The sequence below is a fragment of the Williamsia sp. Y853 genome (assembly GCF_056786495.1).
Window position 1 is genome coordinate 682,638 of record NZ_JBXCJC010000003.1, and the last position, 17,846, is coordinate 700,483.

A 17,846-nucleotide genomic window follows, 5' to 3' on the forward strand; every position below is an offset into this window, starting at 1 on the left:
CACGAGGGCTGCGGACATATCTGGAGGAGCAAGGATTTCTTTGTACTCACCAATTGATGCCGCCATAGACGCATTCCTCAACTCGACTCCGTGGGCGATGGAAATCCTTCGGTTCTTCCTTGCCGGATTGCCGTGATCCACAGCTGATCGGGCACCAACGTCGCTGCCCCCACCAGCAGTCTCCCGACCCCGCAACATCTCACCGATGTTGCGGGGTCGGCTGCTTTTCAAACGTCGGCGCGATCCCGCACCCCGTGATAGATCCCGCGCCGGACGATCCAGGGTTGCAACACCCGATCGATGGACCACGCCGGGAATCGAAAAGCCTGACCCGTCGGCGCAAAGACCTCCAGGCCGTCGGCTTGCGCCCCGAGTACCGAACCCCACCGATGCCCCTTCGGCCGGTAAGACTTGAGTTGACGGCCTTCGAAGTGGGCCCGGACGTTGTGTGCGACCAGACGATCGGCCCTGTTGCGCGCCGATGTTCGAAGCGCGTCGGTGGCGGCGACGTCGCCAACTGCGAACACCCCGGGGCATCCGGGGACCCTCAGACGATTGTCGACCCGCACGAATCCGCCGTCGTCGAGGAACTCATCGGGCAACCATTCGGTGTTCGGACGAGTCCGTCCTATCGCCCACACGACGGCGTCGGCCTCCGAAGGTGATTGGCCCGTCGACCATCGAACCGGGTCGTCGATGATCCGGTCACATTCAAATCCGTTGGGCACCAAAGCCCGGTGCCCGGGATGCAGGTGGACTCCCAGGTCGTCCAGGCGGTCCCTGACGCGCCGCCAGGTGCGGGGGTGATGGTGCGGCAACGCATGCTGCCCCGGGTAGTAGAGATCGACGCGGGTATGTGACCAGCGAGCAGCGATATTTGCGGCGCAACCGACCGCGGCCGCACCACCACCGACGACGATGACCGAGTGCGCCCGCGCGATGGTGTCGTGCGCCTGCTGAAGATCGTCGTCGATCTCCGCGCTGGACTGGAGCGTGGGACGCCGCCAGAACCCGTTGGCGACGCCGGTTGAAATCACCAAGGCGTCATAATTTTCGACGCTCGCAGACCCGTCCGGGCCAGTGATCGTGACGTGCCGGGCTCCGACGTCGACACCGGTCAGGGCTCCATGGACGGTTCGCACCCCGTCCAATCCCCGGAATCTGTCGAAATCGACCCGATAGTCCCGGGACCACGAGTCCGGACGACTGAGCCGCAACCCCAACTCCTGACCACTGACGAGACCGGGTTTGACCGAAATCCCCACCACGTCGCAGCGCCCCGCGAGGTGGATGGCGGCCAGGACACCGCTGTCACCCAAACCGGCTATGACCACGCGCCTGCGGCTCACACCGTCACCTTTCGTTGCGGCCGTGGGACAAACCGGGATACTCGATCGATCACATCCTCGTATCCGGGCCGGCGCTGCAGACTGCGCTCCTCCATCATCGGGATACTGGCCCCGAGGAACATCGCAAGCATCGCGGCAGCACCGACGAACAGCCACCACGCATCTGCGGGCGCAGCGGCAACACCGAACAACGCCAACGCACACCAGAAGATGAACTCTCCGAAGTAGTTCGGATGCCGCGACCAGCTCCACACCCCCTGATCCATGATCTGACCAGGACTTCGGCTACCGACGTACCGACGCATCTGACCGTCGGCCACCCATTCGAGGAGGACCGCGGCCAACCCCAGCGCACACGCAAACACGCTGAGCCACAACAGGTTGTCGCCACCGGTGGTCACGGCGACATAGACCGGGATCATGCCGAGGAAAACCTGTGCGGTCGGGATCAGGTGGATCGCCACCAGATCGGTGACAAAACCGAACCGGCCGGATCGGGCGCGGAGCATTCCGTACCGCCAATCCTCATGATGCAGGCCGGGAAACGAGTGAGCCCAGTTCGCCGTCAGCCGGATCGCCCAGAGGACCACCACGACCGAAACAAGCCAGCAGTGAACCTGATCGATGCCGAGCCCGCCGGCAAACCACCAGTAGAACAGCAACAGCGGCGGGACCACACTCCAATAGGCGTCGTAGAAACTCGAGTTGCCGTACCACCGGCTGAAGGCGAAGATCACCACGGTTCCCAGCACATCGGCAATCAAGGTGTCGAACCACAGGGCGTCGGTCCGCGGGCCCCACCCGAGCCAGGCACCGGCGAGCGCCAGCGCGATCAGATAGGCCCCGCCGACCCGAACATACGAAGCACTCCTGGTCATCGTCCCGATACTGCCACCGCACGTGCGCAATTCGACCCGGAAGCACCATCTTCTTCCTACCAACCGGCAAACGCTGTATGGTGAGCCTGCCCTAAGCCATTTATGTGAGGAAGCCCCAGTGCACTGGAAGAACCGCCGTTCCGCCGTATCAAAGATTGTCATCGCGTCCGCGACGGTGGCCGCTCTCATCGGAGCCTCGGCGTGCTCCTCACCCGACGAGGACAACGACACGTCGGCAACGGTTTCCGCGGAGCCCGGTGCGTACCCCGTCACCATCGAGCAGAACTTCGGTCCGGTGACCATCGACAAAGAACCCACTCGCGTTGCCTCGGTGGGCGTCGGTGATGCCGACACCCTGCTGGCGCTTGGCATCGTCCCGACCACGATGACCCCGTTCAGCGATCCTGAGGCCAAACGCGTGACCGAGCCCTGGAACGAGGATTTGATCGGCGACAACGCGCCGGTCGTGCTGGCCGAAGCCAGTTCCAATCTCGGTGCCGAGATCCCGAATATCCTGGCAACGAACCCCGATCTGATCGTCGCCGTGAACAGCTCGGTGACCAAGGAGCAGTACGACTCCCTGAGCAAGGTCGCGCCGACGATCCTGCGTGAGGCCCAGTACCCGGACTGGCAGGTGCCGTGGCAGGCTGCCGCAACGCAGATCGGCAAGGCCGTCGGGATGCCCGAGGCGACTCAGAAGCTGATCGATGAGACCGAGCAGGTCTTCACCGATGCCCAGACCGAGTACCCCACCATCGTGGGCAAGAAGGGCGCGGTGATCACCAACGGAACCGACGGTGGCGTCGCGATCTACAGTGACACCGACGGACGTGGCCAAACGCTGGCGGAACTGGGCATGACGTTCCCGGCCGAACTCTTGCCGACGATCACCAGCGGTTTCTACGGTTCGATCTCTACGGAGAACCTGAACCTGCTGAACTCGCTCGACAAGATCGTCGTCGTGGACTGGCAGGGATCCAACGACAAGCTCAAGCAGAATGCCGCGTTCATGAACCTCGACGTCGTCAAGCGCGGCGGGGTCATATGGGTGGACCAGGTTCTCGGCGGCGCGATGTCGGTCCCGTCCGTGCTCACCATCCCCTACGTCGTCGAGCAACTGGCACCGCAACTCGCGCAGTAGTCACGACCAAAGCATTTCCACACACGTCCCCGGGTTCGCGTATTCGCAACCCGGGGACGTGTGTCATTTGTGGACTTACGCTGGTCCCGTGGCCTACTTCGTCACCGGCGCAACCGGGTTCATCGGTCGGCATCTTGTCGGGCAACTCCTCGACAACCGTGTCGGGCCGATCTTCGTCCTGGTACGTAACCGATCGCGGGCCTCACTCGACCGGCAGATCCGGATCTGGAACACCGACCGGGTGATCCCGGTGGTCGGCGACCTCCAAGAGGATCTACTCGGTGTCGATGCCGACTGGATCGATGAACACCGGGGCACGATCGATCACTTCTTTCATCTCGCCGCGATCTACGACATGACTGCCTCGGACGAGGCCAATGAACTGTTCAACGTCGGCGGCACCCGGGCGGCACTGGCGTTGGCCGGAGCACTCGAAGCCTCTTGCTTCCACCATGTTTCATCGGTCGCGGCATCCGGTGACCACAGAGGCGTCTTCGACGAGACGATGTTCGACGAGGGTCAGGGGCTGCCGTCCCCGTATCACCGCACCAAGTTCGAGTCGGAGCGGATGGTCCGCGAAGAGTCGACTGTTCCGTGGCGGGTCTACCGGCCGTCCATCGTGGTCGGGGACTCCGAGACAGGTGAGATGGACAAGATCGACGGCCCCTACTACTTCTTCCCGGCGATCAAACGGATTCGTAACCTGTTGTCTGCCGGCGTTCCCCTCGTCGCCATCGACCTCGGAGACACCAACCTCGTACCGGTCGATTACGTTGCCCGCGCCATGGATCACCTTGCGCATGTACCCGACCTGGACGGCCAGGCCTTCCACCTGATGAATCCCAAGCCACAGAACACCGTGCGTATGGTCAACAGCTTCGCCGCAGCGGCGAAGGCACCTCAGTTCGCTCTGCCCATCGACAGGTCGGTCACCGATCGCATCCCGACCCAACTCCTGCCGCAGGCACTGCAACCGGCAGAGCTGCTGGGTAGCGCCATGCGCTTCGGTGCGGTTCAGTTCGCGTTGCGCGAGACCGTCGGAAGACTCGGGATCCCGCCAGAAGTGTTGGCCCATGTGTCCTTCCCTGCGGTGTACACCTCGGCTCGGACGGTGAGCGCACTGGAGGGTTCGGGCATCACAATGCCCGACCTGGACTCCTATGCACCGGGGTTGTGGGCCTACTGGGAGCAGTTCCTCGACGATTCGATCATCTCCGATCGCCGCACGGTCGACGCCCTTGCCGGACGGACCGTGGTGATCACCGGGGCATCGTCGGGTATCGGGCTGGTCACCGCGGTCAAAGTCGCCAAGGCGGGCGCCATCCCGATTCTTGTCGCACGCGGAATCGAAAAGCTCGAGGCCACCAAAGATCTCATCGAAAGTCAGGGCGGAACCGCGCACGCATACGGCTGCGATCTATCGGATCTGGACGCGATCGACGCGCTCACCAAACAGTTGAGTCTGGATTTCGAGCGGATCGACTTCGTGGTCAACAACGCGGGCAGATCGATTCGCCGGTCGCTGAAATTGTCCGAGGACCGCTTCCACGACTTCGAAAGGACCATGCAGCTCAACTATTTCGGTGCCATCAGGTTGGTCATCGGGTTGCTGCCGACGATGCGTCAACAGGGGCGCGGTCACATCGTCAACGTCTCATCCATCGGAGTTCAGACGAACCCGCCTCGATTCAGCGCCTATGTCGCATCCAAAGCCGCCCTCGATTCCTGGTCCAACGTGGTCTCGTCGGAACTCTTCGGCGACGGGATCTCCTTCACCAGCATCCACATGCCACTGGTCCGGACACCCATGATCGCGCCGACAAAGATCTACGACCGGTTCCCCACGATCAGCCCGGGCCAGGCAGCGGACAAGGTCATCGCCGCACTGGTCGACAAGCCACACGAGATCAACACAAAGATCGGCAACCTCGGAGCGCTGGCCCACACGCTGACGCCCAAGCTCGCATTCCGAATCCTGAACCTGGCGTATCAGGTCTTCCCTGATTCAGCAGCTGCCCGCGGCGAGGAATCCGGTCGACGCGAATCCGAGCAGCTCATCCTGGCGCGCGTGCTCGGCGGGGTTCACTGGTAGGCCTATACCCAGGTCAGTGCCGGGGTGTCCACCGCGCCACCCCGGCACATCACTCCTCAGTCAGGTCGGGTCAGCCGATGAGCTTGGCGAGCAGAGCGGCAATTGTCTGCGGACTCAAGCCCAATCCGGAGAGCAGGTAGTTGTACACCGAGCCGTAGTCGGCCTGCAATTGTGTCAGTCCCGCTTGCAGGTAGCTCTCATTCACGTGGAGGAGCGGCGAATAGAGCGCCACTGCCTCGGGCCCGCGCGCGGCCCCGACCCCAGCGAGCTGACGCTCGATCGAGACTGCCGAATACTCGTTCGTCAGCAGGTAGTCCGACATGATCGTTTGCGGCGAGACGCCCGCGAGGCTCTGGAGGACAGCGGTGGCCCAACCGGTGCGATCCTTGCCCGCGGTGCAATGAATGACCTGCGCACCACGCGTAGATGCCAGATCGTTGAAAAGCGTGGTGAAACTCTTCCTCACCTCGGCGTCGGTCACGAACCGTCGATTCATGTCCTCCATGAAGGCGACCGAGTCCGCAGGAGTCTTCAGCTGGCTCACCTGGCTCAGCATGTCGCCGGCCAGGGTCGGGAGCCAGGTCCGGGTCGCCCCGTCTGGCAGGCGGTCCGCTTTGCCCTCGATTTCCGGAGCCGTCCGCAGGTCATAGACCCTGGTGATGCCGAGCGTGTTGAGCGTCGCCAAATCGATGTCGTTGGCAAGCAACGCATTCGAACGATAGATGGTGCCACGATTGAGATCGAGCCCCCCGATGCCCTGGTAACCGGCAACAGATCCCGCAATGTCACGGAAATTGTCGACGGAGGTCAGGACTGGGGTCGCCGGGATCGATGGCGATTCCGATGAGCCGAAGCCGAGCCCACCGACCGGATCAGCGACCGGGGCTGCGAGCGCAACCGGCGAACTGAACAGCAGGAGCGAACCTGCCACTGTGAGGGTGACGGCGAGTCCAGCATTCCGGCGATGCGCACCGGCGAGAATTCGAGACAACTCAGGTTCCTTACGTAGTCGAAGAAGTACGAGCGGAACATATCTGGGTTCACCGTTTGAGAATTCGAATTGCAGACAAAGACAATTTTATTCTCACGCACAGCGCCTGGTGGATCACCCTGAGGCAGGGTGTCCCATCGGACTGAGCACCGGCCCAGCCCGACACGCGGAGCATCGCACTTTCGTAGACGAGAATGTCATTTCCGTATAGTGTGAATGGATAGCCCCGGTCCCTCCGGACTCAGGTGGGGCCCCAGACCATGGAGGACGGCTCATGACGAAGGCGCTCGCGCCCGACGTTTCAACTTGGCCTGCGGAAAATCCGCAGCTCATCGGCAGCAAATGCGATGCCTGCAGTGCGACGACCTGGCCGCGCCAGAATCGTTGCCCGCGCTGCAGCGGCCCGGACATGTCGGATCTCCTATTGCCCCGGCGCGGCAAACTGATCGCCTTCACCACCCAGGGATTTGTACCGAAGCTTCCGTACGCCGGTGGCGAGACGGCAGCGACGTTCGAAACCTTCGGTGTCGGTCTCATCCAGCTCGACGACGTGGTTCGCGTCGAAGCACGTCTGACCGAAGCGGATCCGGAGAAGCTGGCGGCCATCACGGACGTCGAACTCACCTTCATCCCCTTCTACACCGAAGAAGACGGCACCGAGATCATCACCTGGGCGTTTGCGCCGGTGGCAGAGAACAGCTGAGCGAGGAGAGGCGAATATGAACGACGTTGCGATCATCGGCGTGGGTTTGCACCCATTTGGCCGATTCGGCGCCAAGTCAGCCATCGAAATGGCTGCCGACGCAATCCAACTCGCACTGGCTGATGCCGGCGCAGAGTGGAAAGACATCCAGTTCGGCATCGGCGGTAGTTACGAGGTCGACAACACTGACGCGGTCACCAGGCTCGTTGGCCTGACCGGCATCCCCTTCACCAACGTGTTCAACGCCTGCGCCACCTCAGCCAGCGCGATCGAGCAGACCGCTGACGGAATCCGCTCGGGCAAGTACGACATCGGTATCGCCGTCGGCACCGACAAGCACCCCCGCGGAGCCTTCACCGCAGATCCCGCAATGCTCGGACTGCCCGCCTGGTACGCCGAAAACGGCCAGTTCGTCACCACCCAGTTCTTCGGGATGAAGATCAGCCGGTACATCCGCGATCACGACATCTCCGTCGAGACCCTGGCAAAGGTTGCGGCCAAGAACTACCGCAACGGTGGGCTCAATCCAAAGGCCTTCCGCCGCAAGCCGATCAGCGAGGAAGAGATCCTCGGCGCCCAGATGCTCAACTACCCGTTGACGCACTACATGTTCTGCGCACCCGACGAGGGCGCCGCTGCCGTCATCATGTGCCGCGGCGATCTTGCTGCGCGATTCACCCAGAAGCCGGTGTTCCTCAAGTCCACCGCAATCCGCACCCGTACTTACGGTGCGTACGAGGTGCACGCCACCTGGGCCGCGGTTGATGAGGATGTGTCGCCGACCGTGTACGCGTCCAAGGCCGCCTACGAGATGGCCGGCATCGGACCCGAAGACGTCGACGTCATGCAGTTGCAGGACACCGACGCCGGAGCCGAGGTCATCCACATGGCAGAGAACGGCTTCTGTGCCGATGGTGATCAGGAGAAGCTGATTGCCGAGGGCGCCACCGAAATCGGTGGTTCGATGCCGGTCAACACCGACGGCGGCCTGATCGCCAACGGTGAGCCCATCGGTGCTTCCGGTATCCGTCAGGTCCACGAACTGGTTCTCCAGCTTCGCGGACAGGCCGGCGACCGTCAGGTGCCCGGCAACCCGAAGGTCGGCTACGCCCAGGTGTACGGCGCGCCCGGAACGGCTGCCGCGTCGGTCCTGTCGCTGTAACCAGTCCGCAAACGCTCCACCTCTACGAAGACGCTCCACATATTTGTGGAGCGTCTTTGTATTTGTGGAGCGTTTGCGGGTCAGTCGATGACCAGGGTCGGCAATCCCAGCGCGCGGTCGCGCACCGAGAACACCTGGGTGCCGGGTTTGCGGCCGGTACGCATCTCACTGACCTCCACATCGGCGGCAACAAGACGGCGATGAGTCAGATCGATGTCGGTCGATCGCCATGCGATACCCCACAGGGTCGTCGAGGCGGCCGTCGTCGCCGAACCCGGATCACCTTGTCCGACAACAACCTCCACGACCATCTTCGGGGCGCGGAAGAACAGCTGGTGGATCTTTTCGTGGATCGACTGCTCCAGCCGGAAATCCATGCCGAGGGTCGCACCGAACAGCGCCACGGCGCCGTCACGACTCGCGGCATTGAACACGAGGTGGTCGACGGCGGTCAGCTCCGAACCAGCCGTCGGTGCAAGCTGTGCGGCCTCGATCACGCCGACGGATGATTCGCCGTCGGCCTCGGCTCGTCCCGGGGCGGTCTCGGTGAGCGCCAGCCCGCGCCTGCGAAGCAAGCGGGTGGTCGCAGCGAAATCAGCGGTGCCGAACAATGCCCGATGTGGTGTCGTCTCTGAACTGCCGACACACAATTCGATCAATGCGTTGTCGACCGTCAACGGCGCGCCTTCGTCGATTCCCAGCAGTCGCTCATAGGCCCGCCGGCTCGCATCGACGTCCTCGGTCGTAACGACGATGGCCGATGACAGCGACCGACGCGCCTGCTCTGAGCTCATCGATCATTCCTACCACCCGCGACTCGAGCGCCCATGTGGCCACGCGTTCGACACGTAGGATTCGCACATGACTCTCGATCACGGCGATCCCGGCGATGCTCCCTCCGTTCCAGCACCCTTGACCGAGGTTGCCGACTCGACGCGTCCGTCGGCTGCTGAAGAGGCCCAGACGATTGCCGCTTCTACGAATGCCGGCACGCTCGCCAGTCTGACCGCCGAGGGTGACCCCTGGGCGTCATTTATCACCTACGGACTACTCGGTGGTGCGCCCGTCCTGTGCGTGTCGAATATGGCCGAGCACGGCCGGAACCTGGCAGGCAACCCGCGGGCGAGTATCGCGATCGTCGCGCCCAACGCTGTGTCCGATCCGTTGGCGAGCGCGCGGATCACCCTGGCCGGCCACGTCGAACGACCGACCGGTGACGAGTTCGCCGCCGCTCGCGAAGCGCACCTGGCCGCGGTTCCCGCCGCGAAGTACTACGTGGACTACAGCGATTTCGCACTCTGGATTCTGCGGGTCGAGCGCGTTCGGTGGGTCGGCGGTTACGGGCGGATGGATTCGGCGACTGCACAGGCCTATCTGGCTGCGACACCCGATCCGGTGACCCCGGGTTCCGCGCGCGCCATCGAACATCTCAACAACGACCACGCCGGTTCCCTCGTCGAGATGGCGCAGGGACTCGGTGGATTCCCCGACACCACCGAGGCCACCTGCACCGGCGCCGACCGCTACGGTCTCGATCTCCGGGTGGTCACACCTCGCGGAATCGCGTACACGCGGGTCGGTTACTCCACACCGATCACCGCAGCAGCCGATCTGCGGATGGCGACGGTCGATCTGGCCAAGCGGGCGAAGGCGGCCCTGACGGATCCGACTGCCGAAGGCCGGCCTTCCTGACACCGGTGGGCGTACTCCCCCACCATCTCTGAGCGCAGCGGGTGAATGTTGCCTGCTCGGTCAACCCGATCATGGCGGCCAACTGCCCCATGGGCATGTCGGTGGTGGTGAGGTACCGGCGCGCCTCTGTGCGGCGCACCGAATCGAGTATCGCGGAGAACGACGTGCCCTCAGCGGCCAACCGACGCTGCAACGTTCGCGGATGTGTTGCGAGTAGCCCTGCCACAGAACCGATCTCGGGTGGCGCGGTCCCCAGGACCTGTTGCACCGCCGCCCGCACCCGCGGGGCCGTGGCCGCGCCGGCATCGGAGACCTGCTCTGCAAGGAACGCCCGCGACAACATCCGCAGGTTCTCGTCGGCTCCGGCAAGTGGCCGAGATGCGATGCTGCGGGGCACACGCAGCATCGCCGACTGCCGGTTGGTCCGGACCGGCACTCCGAAGAAGTCCTCGTAGCGAGCGAGTGGCGCAAGGGGCTGATAAGGCAGTTCCACCGTCCGAAGCCCATAGCTGCCACCGAGCAGTCGCTCGATCGAGCGATGAAGGAAGCCGAGCCCGAGGTCGGTGCCCTGAATGGTCGTCTCGACCCCGGCGCCGGGCCCGTATCGCAGCGCGACCACCCCGGCGACTCCGTAGGGATCGGTCTCGAGCGCCAGACTCAGCGACTGGGCGTGCACGAATAGGTACCTCGACGTGCATTCGAGAGCGTCTGCCAGCGTCGACGAGTTCACGATCGCCAGCGCCAGCGGTCCGAGCATTCCCAGATCCTGCCGCGCGGCCAGCCGGAGGCCGAGATCGGGACAGGCCAACTGCTGAGCTGCGATCTCGAGAGTGCGGGCCATCGCGAGGTCCGAAACCAACAAGTCGTCGCTGTCGAGGGCCGCAGGCGGGAGCCCGGCGAGTCGTGCGATCTGTTCGGCGTCGCCGCCGAGTTCGGCAGCCAGAGCCCGAAAGCCTCGCAGACCGGCCGATCGGATCACGGACATGTCGTCCATGATCAAATAGTTGTCGCACAGAATCAAGTACCGCATGTCGGTAGTACGGAGACTGGATACATGTCGATCTCACGAAATGGCGATTCCACTACAGCCGCGCCAGAAGCGGATCTCGACGTGGTGATCATGGGAGCGGGGCTGTCCGGGATCGGTGCGGCGTATCGCCTGCAGACCGAATGCCCCGGATTGTCGTACGCGATCCTCGAAGCACGCGATGTCATGGGCGGCACCTGGGACCTGTTCCGGTATCCGGGCGTGCGTTCGGACTCCGACATGTTCACCCTCGGATACCAATTCCGCCCGTGGCGCGATGCGAAATCGATCGCCGACGGAAGCTCGATCCTGCGATATATCCAGGAGACGGCTGACGAGTTCGGGATCGACGACAAGATTCGTTACCGCACAAAGATCGTGGCCGCCGACTTTTCGACCGCCGACGCGCTGTGGACGCTGACCACACACGAGACCAACGCGGTCGGTGCCGTCGTCGAGCAGACCCTGCGCTGCCGGTTCCTGTACTCCTGCGCCGGTTACTACAACTACGACAAGGGCTACTCACCGGACATTCCCGGTCTCGACACTTTCTCCGGAACCGTTGTCCACCCGCAGTTCTGGCCCGAAGATCTCGACTACGCCGACAAGCAGGTCGTCATCATCGGCAGCGGAGCCACCGCGGTGACCCTCGTCCCCTCGATGACCCCGACTGCCGCCCACGTGACGATGCTGCAGCGCTCACCGACCTGGATCAGCGCGGTGCCCAGCCGCGACAAGATCGCCGACAAGCTCCGGGCCGTCCTGCCCCCGCGCGTTGCCCACCGACTGATCCGCACCAAGAACATCCTGTTCGCCATCGGTGTCTATCAGTTCTGCCAGCGGCGACCACAAGCTGCCCGCGCACTGCTGACCAAGCTCAGTACCAAGATCCTCGGCGATGCCGCGGTGGTGGCCGAGCACCTGACTCCGTCGTATGACCCGTGGGATCAGCGCCTGTGCGCCATCCCCAACGCGGATCTGTTCAAGGCGATGAAGAAGGGCGACGCCGAGATCGTCACCGACCGCATCGATTCGGTTCTGCCCGAAGGCATCCGCCTCGAGTCCGGCCGGTTTCTGCCCGCCGATGTGATCGTCACAGCCACCGGCCTCGAACTCCTGGCTTTCGGTGGTCTTGAACTCCGCGTCGACGGCGAGGAGGTCGAACTGTCGAAGCAATTCGTCTGGCAGGGCGCGATGATCACCGGCGTACCCAACTTCGCCATCTGCATCGGGTACACCAACGCATCGTGGACCTTGCGCGCCGACCTGACGTCGCGACTGGTCTGCAAGGTCCTGAACTTCATGGACCGCAACAACTTCGCCGCGGTGGTCCCCAAACGCGACCCCTCACTCAAGGAACTCCCCCTGCTCGACCTGGCATCGGGCTACGTCCAGCGGTCGATCGATGCGTTCCCCCGCCAGGGCGACCGCAGCCCCTGGAAGGTCCGGCAGAACTACCTGCTCGACTCCGCGACAACATTGCGGGCAAACCTGGGCAAAACTCTGCAGGGCACACCGAGATTTCAGATCACTGCGTCCCGACGATCTCCTGCCGTGCACCGCTGATCACATCGTCGAGGTCGAGGCCGTACGTCGGTCCGGAGGTGTCCGCGTACGCCGACAACCGCGCGATCGCCCGTTCGAGTAGTCGCATCGCTCCGCGGTGGTTACCTCTGGCCTGATGGGTCAGCGCCACACAGATTTGCGCGAGCCCCTGCCACAGGTCGTTTTCGGCATCGGGGCCCGTCTTCCATCGGACCTCGTACACCTCATGTGCCGAGAACGGACGTCCCTGTTCGAGTAGTGCGGTGGCCACGGCGATGGTATCTGCCGGCGGCATCGGCTCCTCCGACACCGGTTCCACACCGGCAGCGCCGTAGGCCAGTGGCCGGCCAAGTGCATCGCGCGGACGCGCTTGCCGCGCGCGCCCTGCCGAGTCGCGGTCACGGTCGTCATTCATGTGTTCACTGCCTTGCCCACAATCGTTCTCACCTTCCACGGGTGAACTTCCATCGTGACGCACTCCGGCAAAGGCTGGTCGGTTTACGCTGATGGCCGGCGCGTCGATGATCGGCGCATGATCTGCGTGCGCCACCGTGCAGTCACCAACGATACGAGGCGCGATCATGGACTCGAATACCACCGAACCGCTCGACGATTCAGAGCGCGCCGAACTTCTCAGGTTGCGCCGCGAACTCGCCGAGCCATCGACCGCACCAACCGGTGTCGCGACGGCCCGGCGCGGACACCGGGGCTTGCGCTGGACCGCCGCCGCGATACTTCTGGTGCTGGTGGCGATTCTGGCGTACTCAGCCGTGCTCGCACGGTTCGCCCGCGCCGAGGTACTCGACACCGACCGATACATCCAAACGGTGGCGCCACTGGCCGAAAACACCGTTCTGCACGACGAATTGGCCGCGCAGATCACCGACGCGATCATGACCCGCGCCAACATCGAGCAGGTCACGACCGACGCTCTGAACGCACTGACCGCGAACGCTCCCAACGTTCCACCCGCGGTGACCGGTCTTGCCCCGGTGCTCACCCAGCAAGCACGATCGTTCATCGATGAAACGGTCCAGCGCCTACTTGCCTCAGATCAATTCAAGACCCTGTGGACCGCCGCCAACCGGCGGGCCCACGAGAATCTGGTGGCGGTCTTGACCGGGGACACGGCCAAGGCCGTACAGATCGACGATGAAGGCACCGTCAGCATCGAGCTGAAACCGATCATCGACAACGTCCGCGGCGCGCTGGTCGACCGTGGATTCTCGTTCGCCGCGAACATCCCCGATATCAACAAGTCCTTTGTGATCTTCCAGTCCCCCGACCTGGTCAAGGCCCAGCGTGCGGTCTCCGCGTTGGACAAGGCCGCATCCATCTTGCCGTGGGTCACCCTGCTCGTCGTCGCCGCCGCGATCTGGGCCGCGCCCAGCGGATCCCGACGACGCGCGTTCTCCTTGGTCGGCGTGGTGATTGCCATCGCGATGGCACTGCTCGCCATTTCGATCAGCATCGGGCGCGCCGTCTACCTCGACGCGGTTCCACCCGACGTCATGTCCAGCGATGCTGCGGCGGTCCTCCTCGACACCCTCGTGGTCCCCTTGCGCACCAGTCTGCGTGCGGTGGCCGTCTTGGGTATTGCGATCGCCTTGATCGGCTACCTCACCGGCGCATCCGCCTCGGCAGCGGCGATCCGGCGCGGGTTCGGCAAGGCGCTGAACGCTACGCGCGGCAACGGCAGTGGCCGCGTCCCGCACCAGGCCGAGGTGTACGCGGCGAAGTTCCGGTTGCCGCTACGCATCGGGATCATTGCGATCGCGATCATCGTCCTGGTCTTCTGGGACTACCCGTCGGGACTGGTCGTCATCATGACCATTCTGATCGCCGTACTCGCGCTACTGGCGGTCGAACTCCTCGCCCGCCCCGCCATCGGCTACGCCCCGCCCGAGTCGGGCCCCGAACCCTCAGACCCGATCCCGCCGACAAGTTCGGTCGGGATCGACAAGCCCGTCGACTGATCGCTTATCGTTTCTTCCATGAGCGTCAACGAAACGGAGACGATATGAAAAAGCTTGTGGCACTGGTTTCCTTTGTCAGCTGCTTGCTGTTTGCTTCGGCCTGCAGCAGCGAAGAGGTCCAGGATACAACCGAACAGGTGCGTAGCAGCGCTGAGCGGGCCATCGACAGTGCTTCCACTGCCGCCGGAAACGTCCAGGACAAGACGTATACCGAGGCCCTGAAATCTCAGGACGCAACATTCGGTAACAGCGATGAGCAGATCGCCGCCGCGCGGACGGTGTGCGATGAACTGACAAACGGGACAAGTCTGAACGACACGATTACCTTGACCGCCGACGACACCGGTCTGAGCGACTCGAAGTCGCGCACCTTGATCAACATCGCGGTCCCGATCTACTGCCCGGGCAACGTCGGCAAACTCGCCGGCAACTGAGTACATGAGCTGAACGCCCAACAACTCACCGGCACAACAAATGCCGAGCGCTGCGACCGGCCACGTCCGGTCGCAGCGCGCCACGGCCACGTATACGATCACCGGGTGTTCGGGGACTTCGGCCAACAGCTGACAACAGGATGACGTCGATTCTGATCGCCATGCTGGTGATCGTCAGCTGGTCCCTGATCGCCGGCCGCTTGGCACGATTCCGGATCTCCGGGCCATTCCTGATGGTCATGGCCGGCATCACCATCGGACTGACCACAAACAACGACATCGGCAACGCACTCGACACAGTCGTGGCCGAACGAATTGTCGAGTTGATCCTGGCGGTGCTGCTGTTCGTCGACGCCTCCGAGGTCAAGGGCGGCTACTTCGCAGGCGAACGCCGAATCTCGTTTCGGTTGTTGCTCATCGCGATGCCGTTGTCGATCGCAGCGGCCATGCTGTTGGGTGTTGCACTGCTACCGAGTCTGTCCATCGGTGTCCTTCTGCTCATCGCATGCATCATCATCCCGATCGACCTGGCTCCCGCGTCATCAATCGTCCGTGACCAACGCATCTCACCGCGGGTACGTCACCTCCTGAATGTCGAGAGTGGCTACAACGACGGAATCGTGGCGCCGCTCTTCATCTTTGCCCTCACCCTTGCCGGTGACCACTCGCACGCACAGTCTCCGGCTGATGCACTCGAGACCGCGCTGCCCGCGGCGCTGTCGGCGGTTGTTGTCGGCGCCGCTGTCGGCATCGTCGCCGCCTGGTTGACCAACCAGTCCTTGAGACGAGGGTTCGCCACCGAGCAGTCGATCCGGATCAGTCTCGTCATCTTTCCGCTCTTCGCCTACGGTTGCGCACAGCAAGTGGACGGCAATGGCTTTGTGGCCGCGTTCATCTGCGGTATCGCCTACAAAGCGGCACGTAGGGACGGACCCCGCGACGAAGAACTCAGCCTGGTCGACGACGTGGGTGCGCTCGCTGCGCTCACCATGTGGTTCGTGTTCGGCTGCGCGTCGGTCCTGGTGTTCGAGTTCGGATTCGTCTGGCAGATCATCATTCTCGGCATCGCTGCGCTGACCGTCCTGCGTATCGGACCGGTGTATCTGTCGCTGATGGGCACCGATCTGAGCCGCGTCGACCGACTGGTGATCGGAATGCTCGGCCCACGCGGTACGGCGTCGATCGTTTTCGGGCTCCTGGCGTTCAATGCGCTGGACGGCACGATCGCCGACGACACCCTGTATGCGATGACGGTCACGGTGATGGCCAGCGTGGTGATACACGGCGTCGGGTCAAGTGTGCTTGCTCAGTGGCTCGAGCGTCGGGCACACCGCATCGACATCGGCGAGCCCAACTGACCAGCGGCAGAACATATTCGACAGTCCTATGGTTCAACGCGGCGGCCGGCCGCTCCCATCGGGGTCTGCCGCGAGCGATTCGAGTCGCTCGCGGAACTGCACCACTCGTTCGCGGGCCTGCTTCGTCTCCTGCTCCGACTCCGCGGCATGTTCGGTTGCGACCCGTTCGGCGCGGCGGGCGAATTGAAGTTCTTGCTCAGCCTGCGTCAGTTGCCCGCGCAGTTCCTCCACCCGAACCGACGCGTCTTCGACGGCTGACTCGGCCAGGGCGACCTCCTTTTTTGCTTCTCGGGTCGTCGACACCGCGGTGCGCTCGGCTTCCTCCGCCTCGGCAAGCTGCGCCCGAGTCGCCTTGACGGCGTCGTCCGATGCCTCATCACGGGGCGCGCGCGTGGACGTGCGCTTGCGTTCGCTTCCGCCAACCAATGTCAGTCCGGCCGGACCCATTCCGCTGTAACTGACCGCGGAGAGCAATCGACCGGCCCGGACCAGTTCTCCGATCTCGGGATCGGCCAGGGCCGCATGCAAGGACTGACCGACCTCCCGGAGCGCGGTCTCACTCGCCTGATGCCCATTGCCTGCGGCCAGTGCACCGGCTTGCCTGGCCAATGCGCGAACCACCTGCTGGCGCTGGGTCGTCAGAGTCCGCAGTTCGTCGCCGGCCAGGTGGCGCTGAGCGTCGCGCATCGCCTCACCGAGGTCGAGCAGATTCTCGATGTCATCGGAGTTCTCTCGGGACAGGATGTTGACCATCCACGCGACGGTGGTCGGCCGTCGCAGGCCGGCGATCTTGTTGGCGAGCGCCTTATCCCCCGCGGCGCGTGCTTCTTTGGCCCGGGCCGTGCGGGTCTCGACAAAATCGGCCGGTTCCAGACCGTACAGCTCGTCGGCCACCTCGTTGATGTCCACTGCGATCGCCCCTGCCCACTGACCTAAGAGTCGGCGGTCACCTTACTCAGGAAGAACACCGGGATCAATCGATCGGTCCGCTCTTCGTAGATCGCAAAGTTCGGCCAGGTGTCGAGCAGGATCTTCCAGACCTCGTCACGCTCGGGTCCGGTGATCTCCCGCCAGTTGACCTTCAACGTTTTTCCGCGATGCACGACCTCGGCCGTCTCGCAGGCCCTGATGTTGAGCACCCAGCTGGGCATCTCCGGGTTTCCGAAGTATGAACCGGCAATCAGCCAGCCGTCGTCCTTCAAGGCACAGAGCAGAGGTGTCGACCGGATGTTTCCGGTCTTGCGTCCGGGTACCCGCAGAACGATATTAGGAAGTCCGGCGATGTCGAGCACACTCACTCGCCCCCTGGTGAGGCGCTGCAGGCGCACGTCGGTCTTCTCGATGAGTGGAAGCATTTTCGGCATCCACGAGAGCGCGCCAATCTTTACCGCCAGCGGCGTCAGAATCCCCACCGGCACAGGCTACCCACTCCGACGTCTACCCACCGCATCAATCCGCCGCGGACCGGCGCGCTGGTGAGCGCACCGGTCCGCGGCGA

Annotated in this window: 17 protein-coding genes; 9 read left to right on the forward strand and 8 right to left on the reverse strand. The window is 63.7% G+C overall.

The annotated features are described in order from the left end of the window. Positions 1-227: 227 nt before the first annotated feature. Together AC1TPF_RS19370 and AC1TPF_RS19375 are read right to left on the reverse strand one after the other, a co-directional pair. Entirely contained in the window at positions 228-1,349 is a 1,122-nt protein-coding gene (locus AC1TPF_RS19370; protein ID WP_482145014.1) for an FAD-dependent oxidoreductase, read from the reverse strand. Next, the gene (locus AC1TPF_RS19375; protein ID WP_482139589.1) at positions 1,346-2,227 is read right to left on the reverse strand and encodes a DUF1295 domain-containing protein; all 882 of its coding nucleotides are present in this window, start codon (positions 2,225-2,227) and stop codon (positions 1,346-1,348) included. Before AC1TPF_RS19375 ends, AC1TPF_RS19370 begins: the two co-directional genes overlap by 4 nt. Before the next feature lie 118 nt (positions 2,228-2,345). Here AC1TPF_RS19375 and AC1TPF_RS19380 point away from each other — a divergent pair, with 118 nt between their 5' ends. Then, positions 2,346-3,368, forward strand: coding sequence for an ABC transporter substrate-binding protein (locus AC1TPF_RS19380; RefSeq protein WP_482145015.1), 1,023 nt, complete (start codon positions 2,346-2,348; stop codon positions 3,366-3,368). A gap of 88 nt (positions 3,369-3,456) precedes the next feature. Beyond that, on the forward strand, positions 3,457-5,460 hold the full coding sequence (locus tag AC1TPF_RS19385; RefSeq protein ID WP_482139591.1) for an SDR family oxidoreductase: 2,004 nt from the start codon (positions 3,457-3,459) through the stop codon (positions 5,458-5,460). Positions 5,461-5,530: 70 nt separating this feature from the next. On the opposite strand, the gene AC1TPF_RS19390 is transcribed toward AC1TPF_RS19385, so the two are convergent. Further along, entirely contained in the window at positions 5,531-6,451 is a 921-nt protein-coding gene (locus AC1TPF_RS19390) for a tyrosine-protein phosphatase (protein ID WP_482139592.1), read from the reverse strand. Positions 6,452-6,725: 274 nt separating this feature from the next. On the opposite strand from AC1TPF_RS19390, the gene AC1TPF_RS19395 reads away from it, so the two are divergent. Continuing rightward, positions 6,726-7,154 carry a Zn-ribbon domain-containing OB-fold protein gene (locus tag AC1TPF_RS19395; protein WP_482139593.1) on the forward strand — a complete coding sequence of 143 codons (429 nt, stop codon included), beginning with the start codon at positions 6,726-6,728 and terminating at the stop codon, positions 7,152-7,154. A gap of 16 nt (positions 7,155-7,170) precedes the next feature. Continuing rightward, positions 7,171-8,316 (forward strand): thiolase family protein, encoded by a 1,146-nt coding sequence (locus AC1TPF_RS19400; protein WP_482139594.1) that lies wholly within the window; start codon positions 7,171-7,173, stop codon positions 8,314-8,316. Positions 8,317-8,396: 80 nt separating this feature from the next. On the opposite strand, the gene AC1TPF_RS19405 is transcribed toward AC1TPF_RS19400, so the two are convergent. Beyond that, positions 8,397-9,110, reverse strand: a complete 714-nt coding sequence (locus AC1TPF_RS19405; RefSeq protein ID WP_482145016.1) for a VOC family protein — start codon at positions 9,108-9,110, stop codon at positions 8,397-8,399. 67 nt (positions 9,111-9,177) lie between these two features. On the opposite strand from AC1TPF_RS19405, the gene AC1TPF_RS19410 reads away from it, so the two are divergent. Continuing rightward, the gene (locus tag AC1TPF_RS19410; protein WP_482139596.1) at positions 9,178-10,008 is read left to right on the forward strand and encodes a HugZ family pyridoxamine 5'-phosphate oxidase; all 831 of its coding nucleotides are present in this window, start codon (positions 9,178-9,180) and stop codon (positions 10,006-10,008) included. On the opposite strand, the gene AC1TPF_RS19415 is transcribed toward AC1TPF_RS19410, so the two are convergent. Next, entirely contained in the window at positions 9,911-11,002 is a 1,092-nt protein-coding gene (locus tag AC1TPF_RS19415) for an AraC family transcriptional regulator (protein ID WP_482145017.1), read from the reverse strand. The genes AC1TPF_RS19410 and AC1TPF_RS19415 overlap by 98 nt on opposite strands. A gap of 60 nt (positions 11,003-11,062) precedes the next feature. Here AC1TPF_RS19415 and AC1TPF_RS19420 point away from each other — a divergent pair, with 60 nt between their 5' ends. Beyond that, on the forward strand, positions 11,063-12,601 hold the full coding sequence (locus AC1TPF_RS19420; protein WP_482145018.1) for a flavin-containing monooxygenase: 1,539 nt from the start codon (positions 11,063-11,065) through the stop codon (positions 12,599-12,601). On the opposite strand, the gene AC1TPF_RS19425 is transcribed toward AC1TPF_RS19420, so the two are convergent. Continuing rightward, positions 12,564-12,995, reverse strand: coding sequence for a DUF309 domain-containing protein (locus AC1TPF_RS19425; protein WP_482145019.1), 432 nt, complete (start codon positions 12,993-12,995; stop codon positions 12,564-12,566). The genes AC1TPF_RS19420 and AC1TPF_RS19425 overlap by 38 nt on opposite strands. Before the next feature lie 166 nt (positions 12,996-13,161). On the opposite strand from AC1TPF_RS19425, the gene AC1TPF_RS19430 reads away from it, so the two are divergent. The 3 genes from AC1TPF_RS19430 (at position 13,162) to AC1TPF_RS19440 (ending at position 16,348) form a co-directional block, all read left to right on the forward strand. Continuing rightward, positions 13,162-14,556: a hypothetical protein gene (locus AC1TPF_RS19430; RefSeq protein ID WP_482145020.1), complete on the forward strand. Its 1,395-nt coding sequence runs from the start codon at positions 13,162-13,164 to the stop codon at positions 14,554-14,556. A gap of 44 nt (positions 14,557-14,600) precedes the next feature. Further along, positions 14,601-14,990: a DUF732 domain-containing protein gene (locus AC1TPF_RS19435; protein ID WP_482145021.1), complete on the forward strand. Its 390-nt coding sequence runs from the start codon at positions 14,601-14,603 to the stop codon at positions 14,988-14,990. Between the two features lie 140 nt (positions 14,991-15,130). Next, entirely contained in the window at positions 15,131-16,348 is a 1,218-nt protein-coding gene (locus AC1TPF_RS19440; protein WP_482139602.1) for a cation:proton antiporter, read from the forward strand. Between the two features lie 33 nt (positions 16,349-16,381). Here AC1TPF_RS19440 and AC1TPF_RS19445 read toward each other — a convergent pair whose 3' ends face one another. Together AC1TPF_RS19445 and AC1TPF_RS19450 are read right to left on the reverse strand one after the other, a co-directional pair. Next, positions 16,382-17,257, reverse strand: coding sequence for a hypothetical protein (locus AC1TPF_RS19445; RefSeq protein ID WP_482145022.1), 876 nt, complete (start codon positions 17,255-17,257; stop codon positions 16,382-16,384). 23 nt (positions 17,258-17,280) lie between these two features. Then, positions 17,281-17,760: a nitroreductase family deazaflavin-dependent oxidoreductase gene (locus AC1TPF_RS19450; RefSeq protein WP_482139604.1), complete on the reverse strand. Its 480-nt coding sequence runs from the start codon at positions 17,758-17,760 to the stop codon at positions 17,281-17,283. Positions 17,761-17,846: the final 86 nt, after the last annotated feature.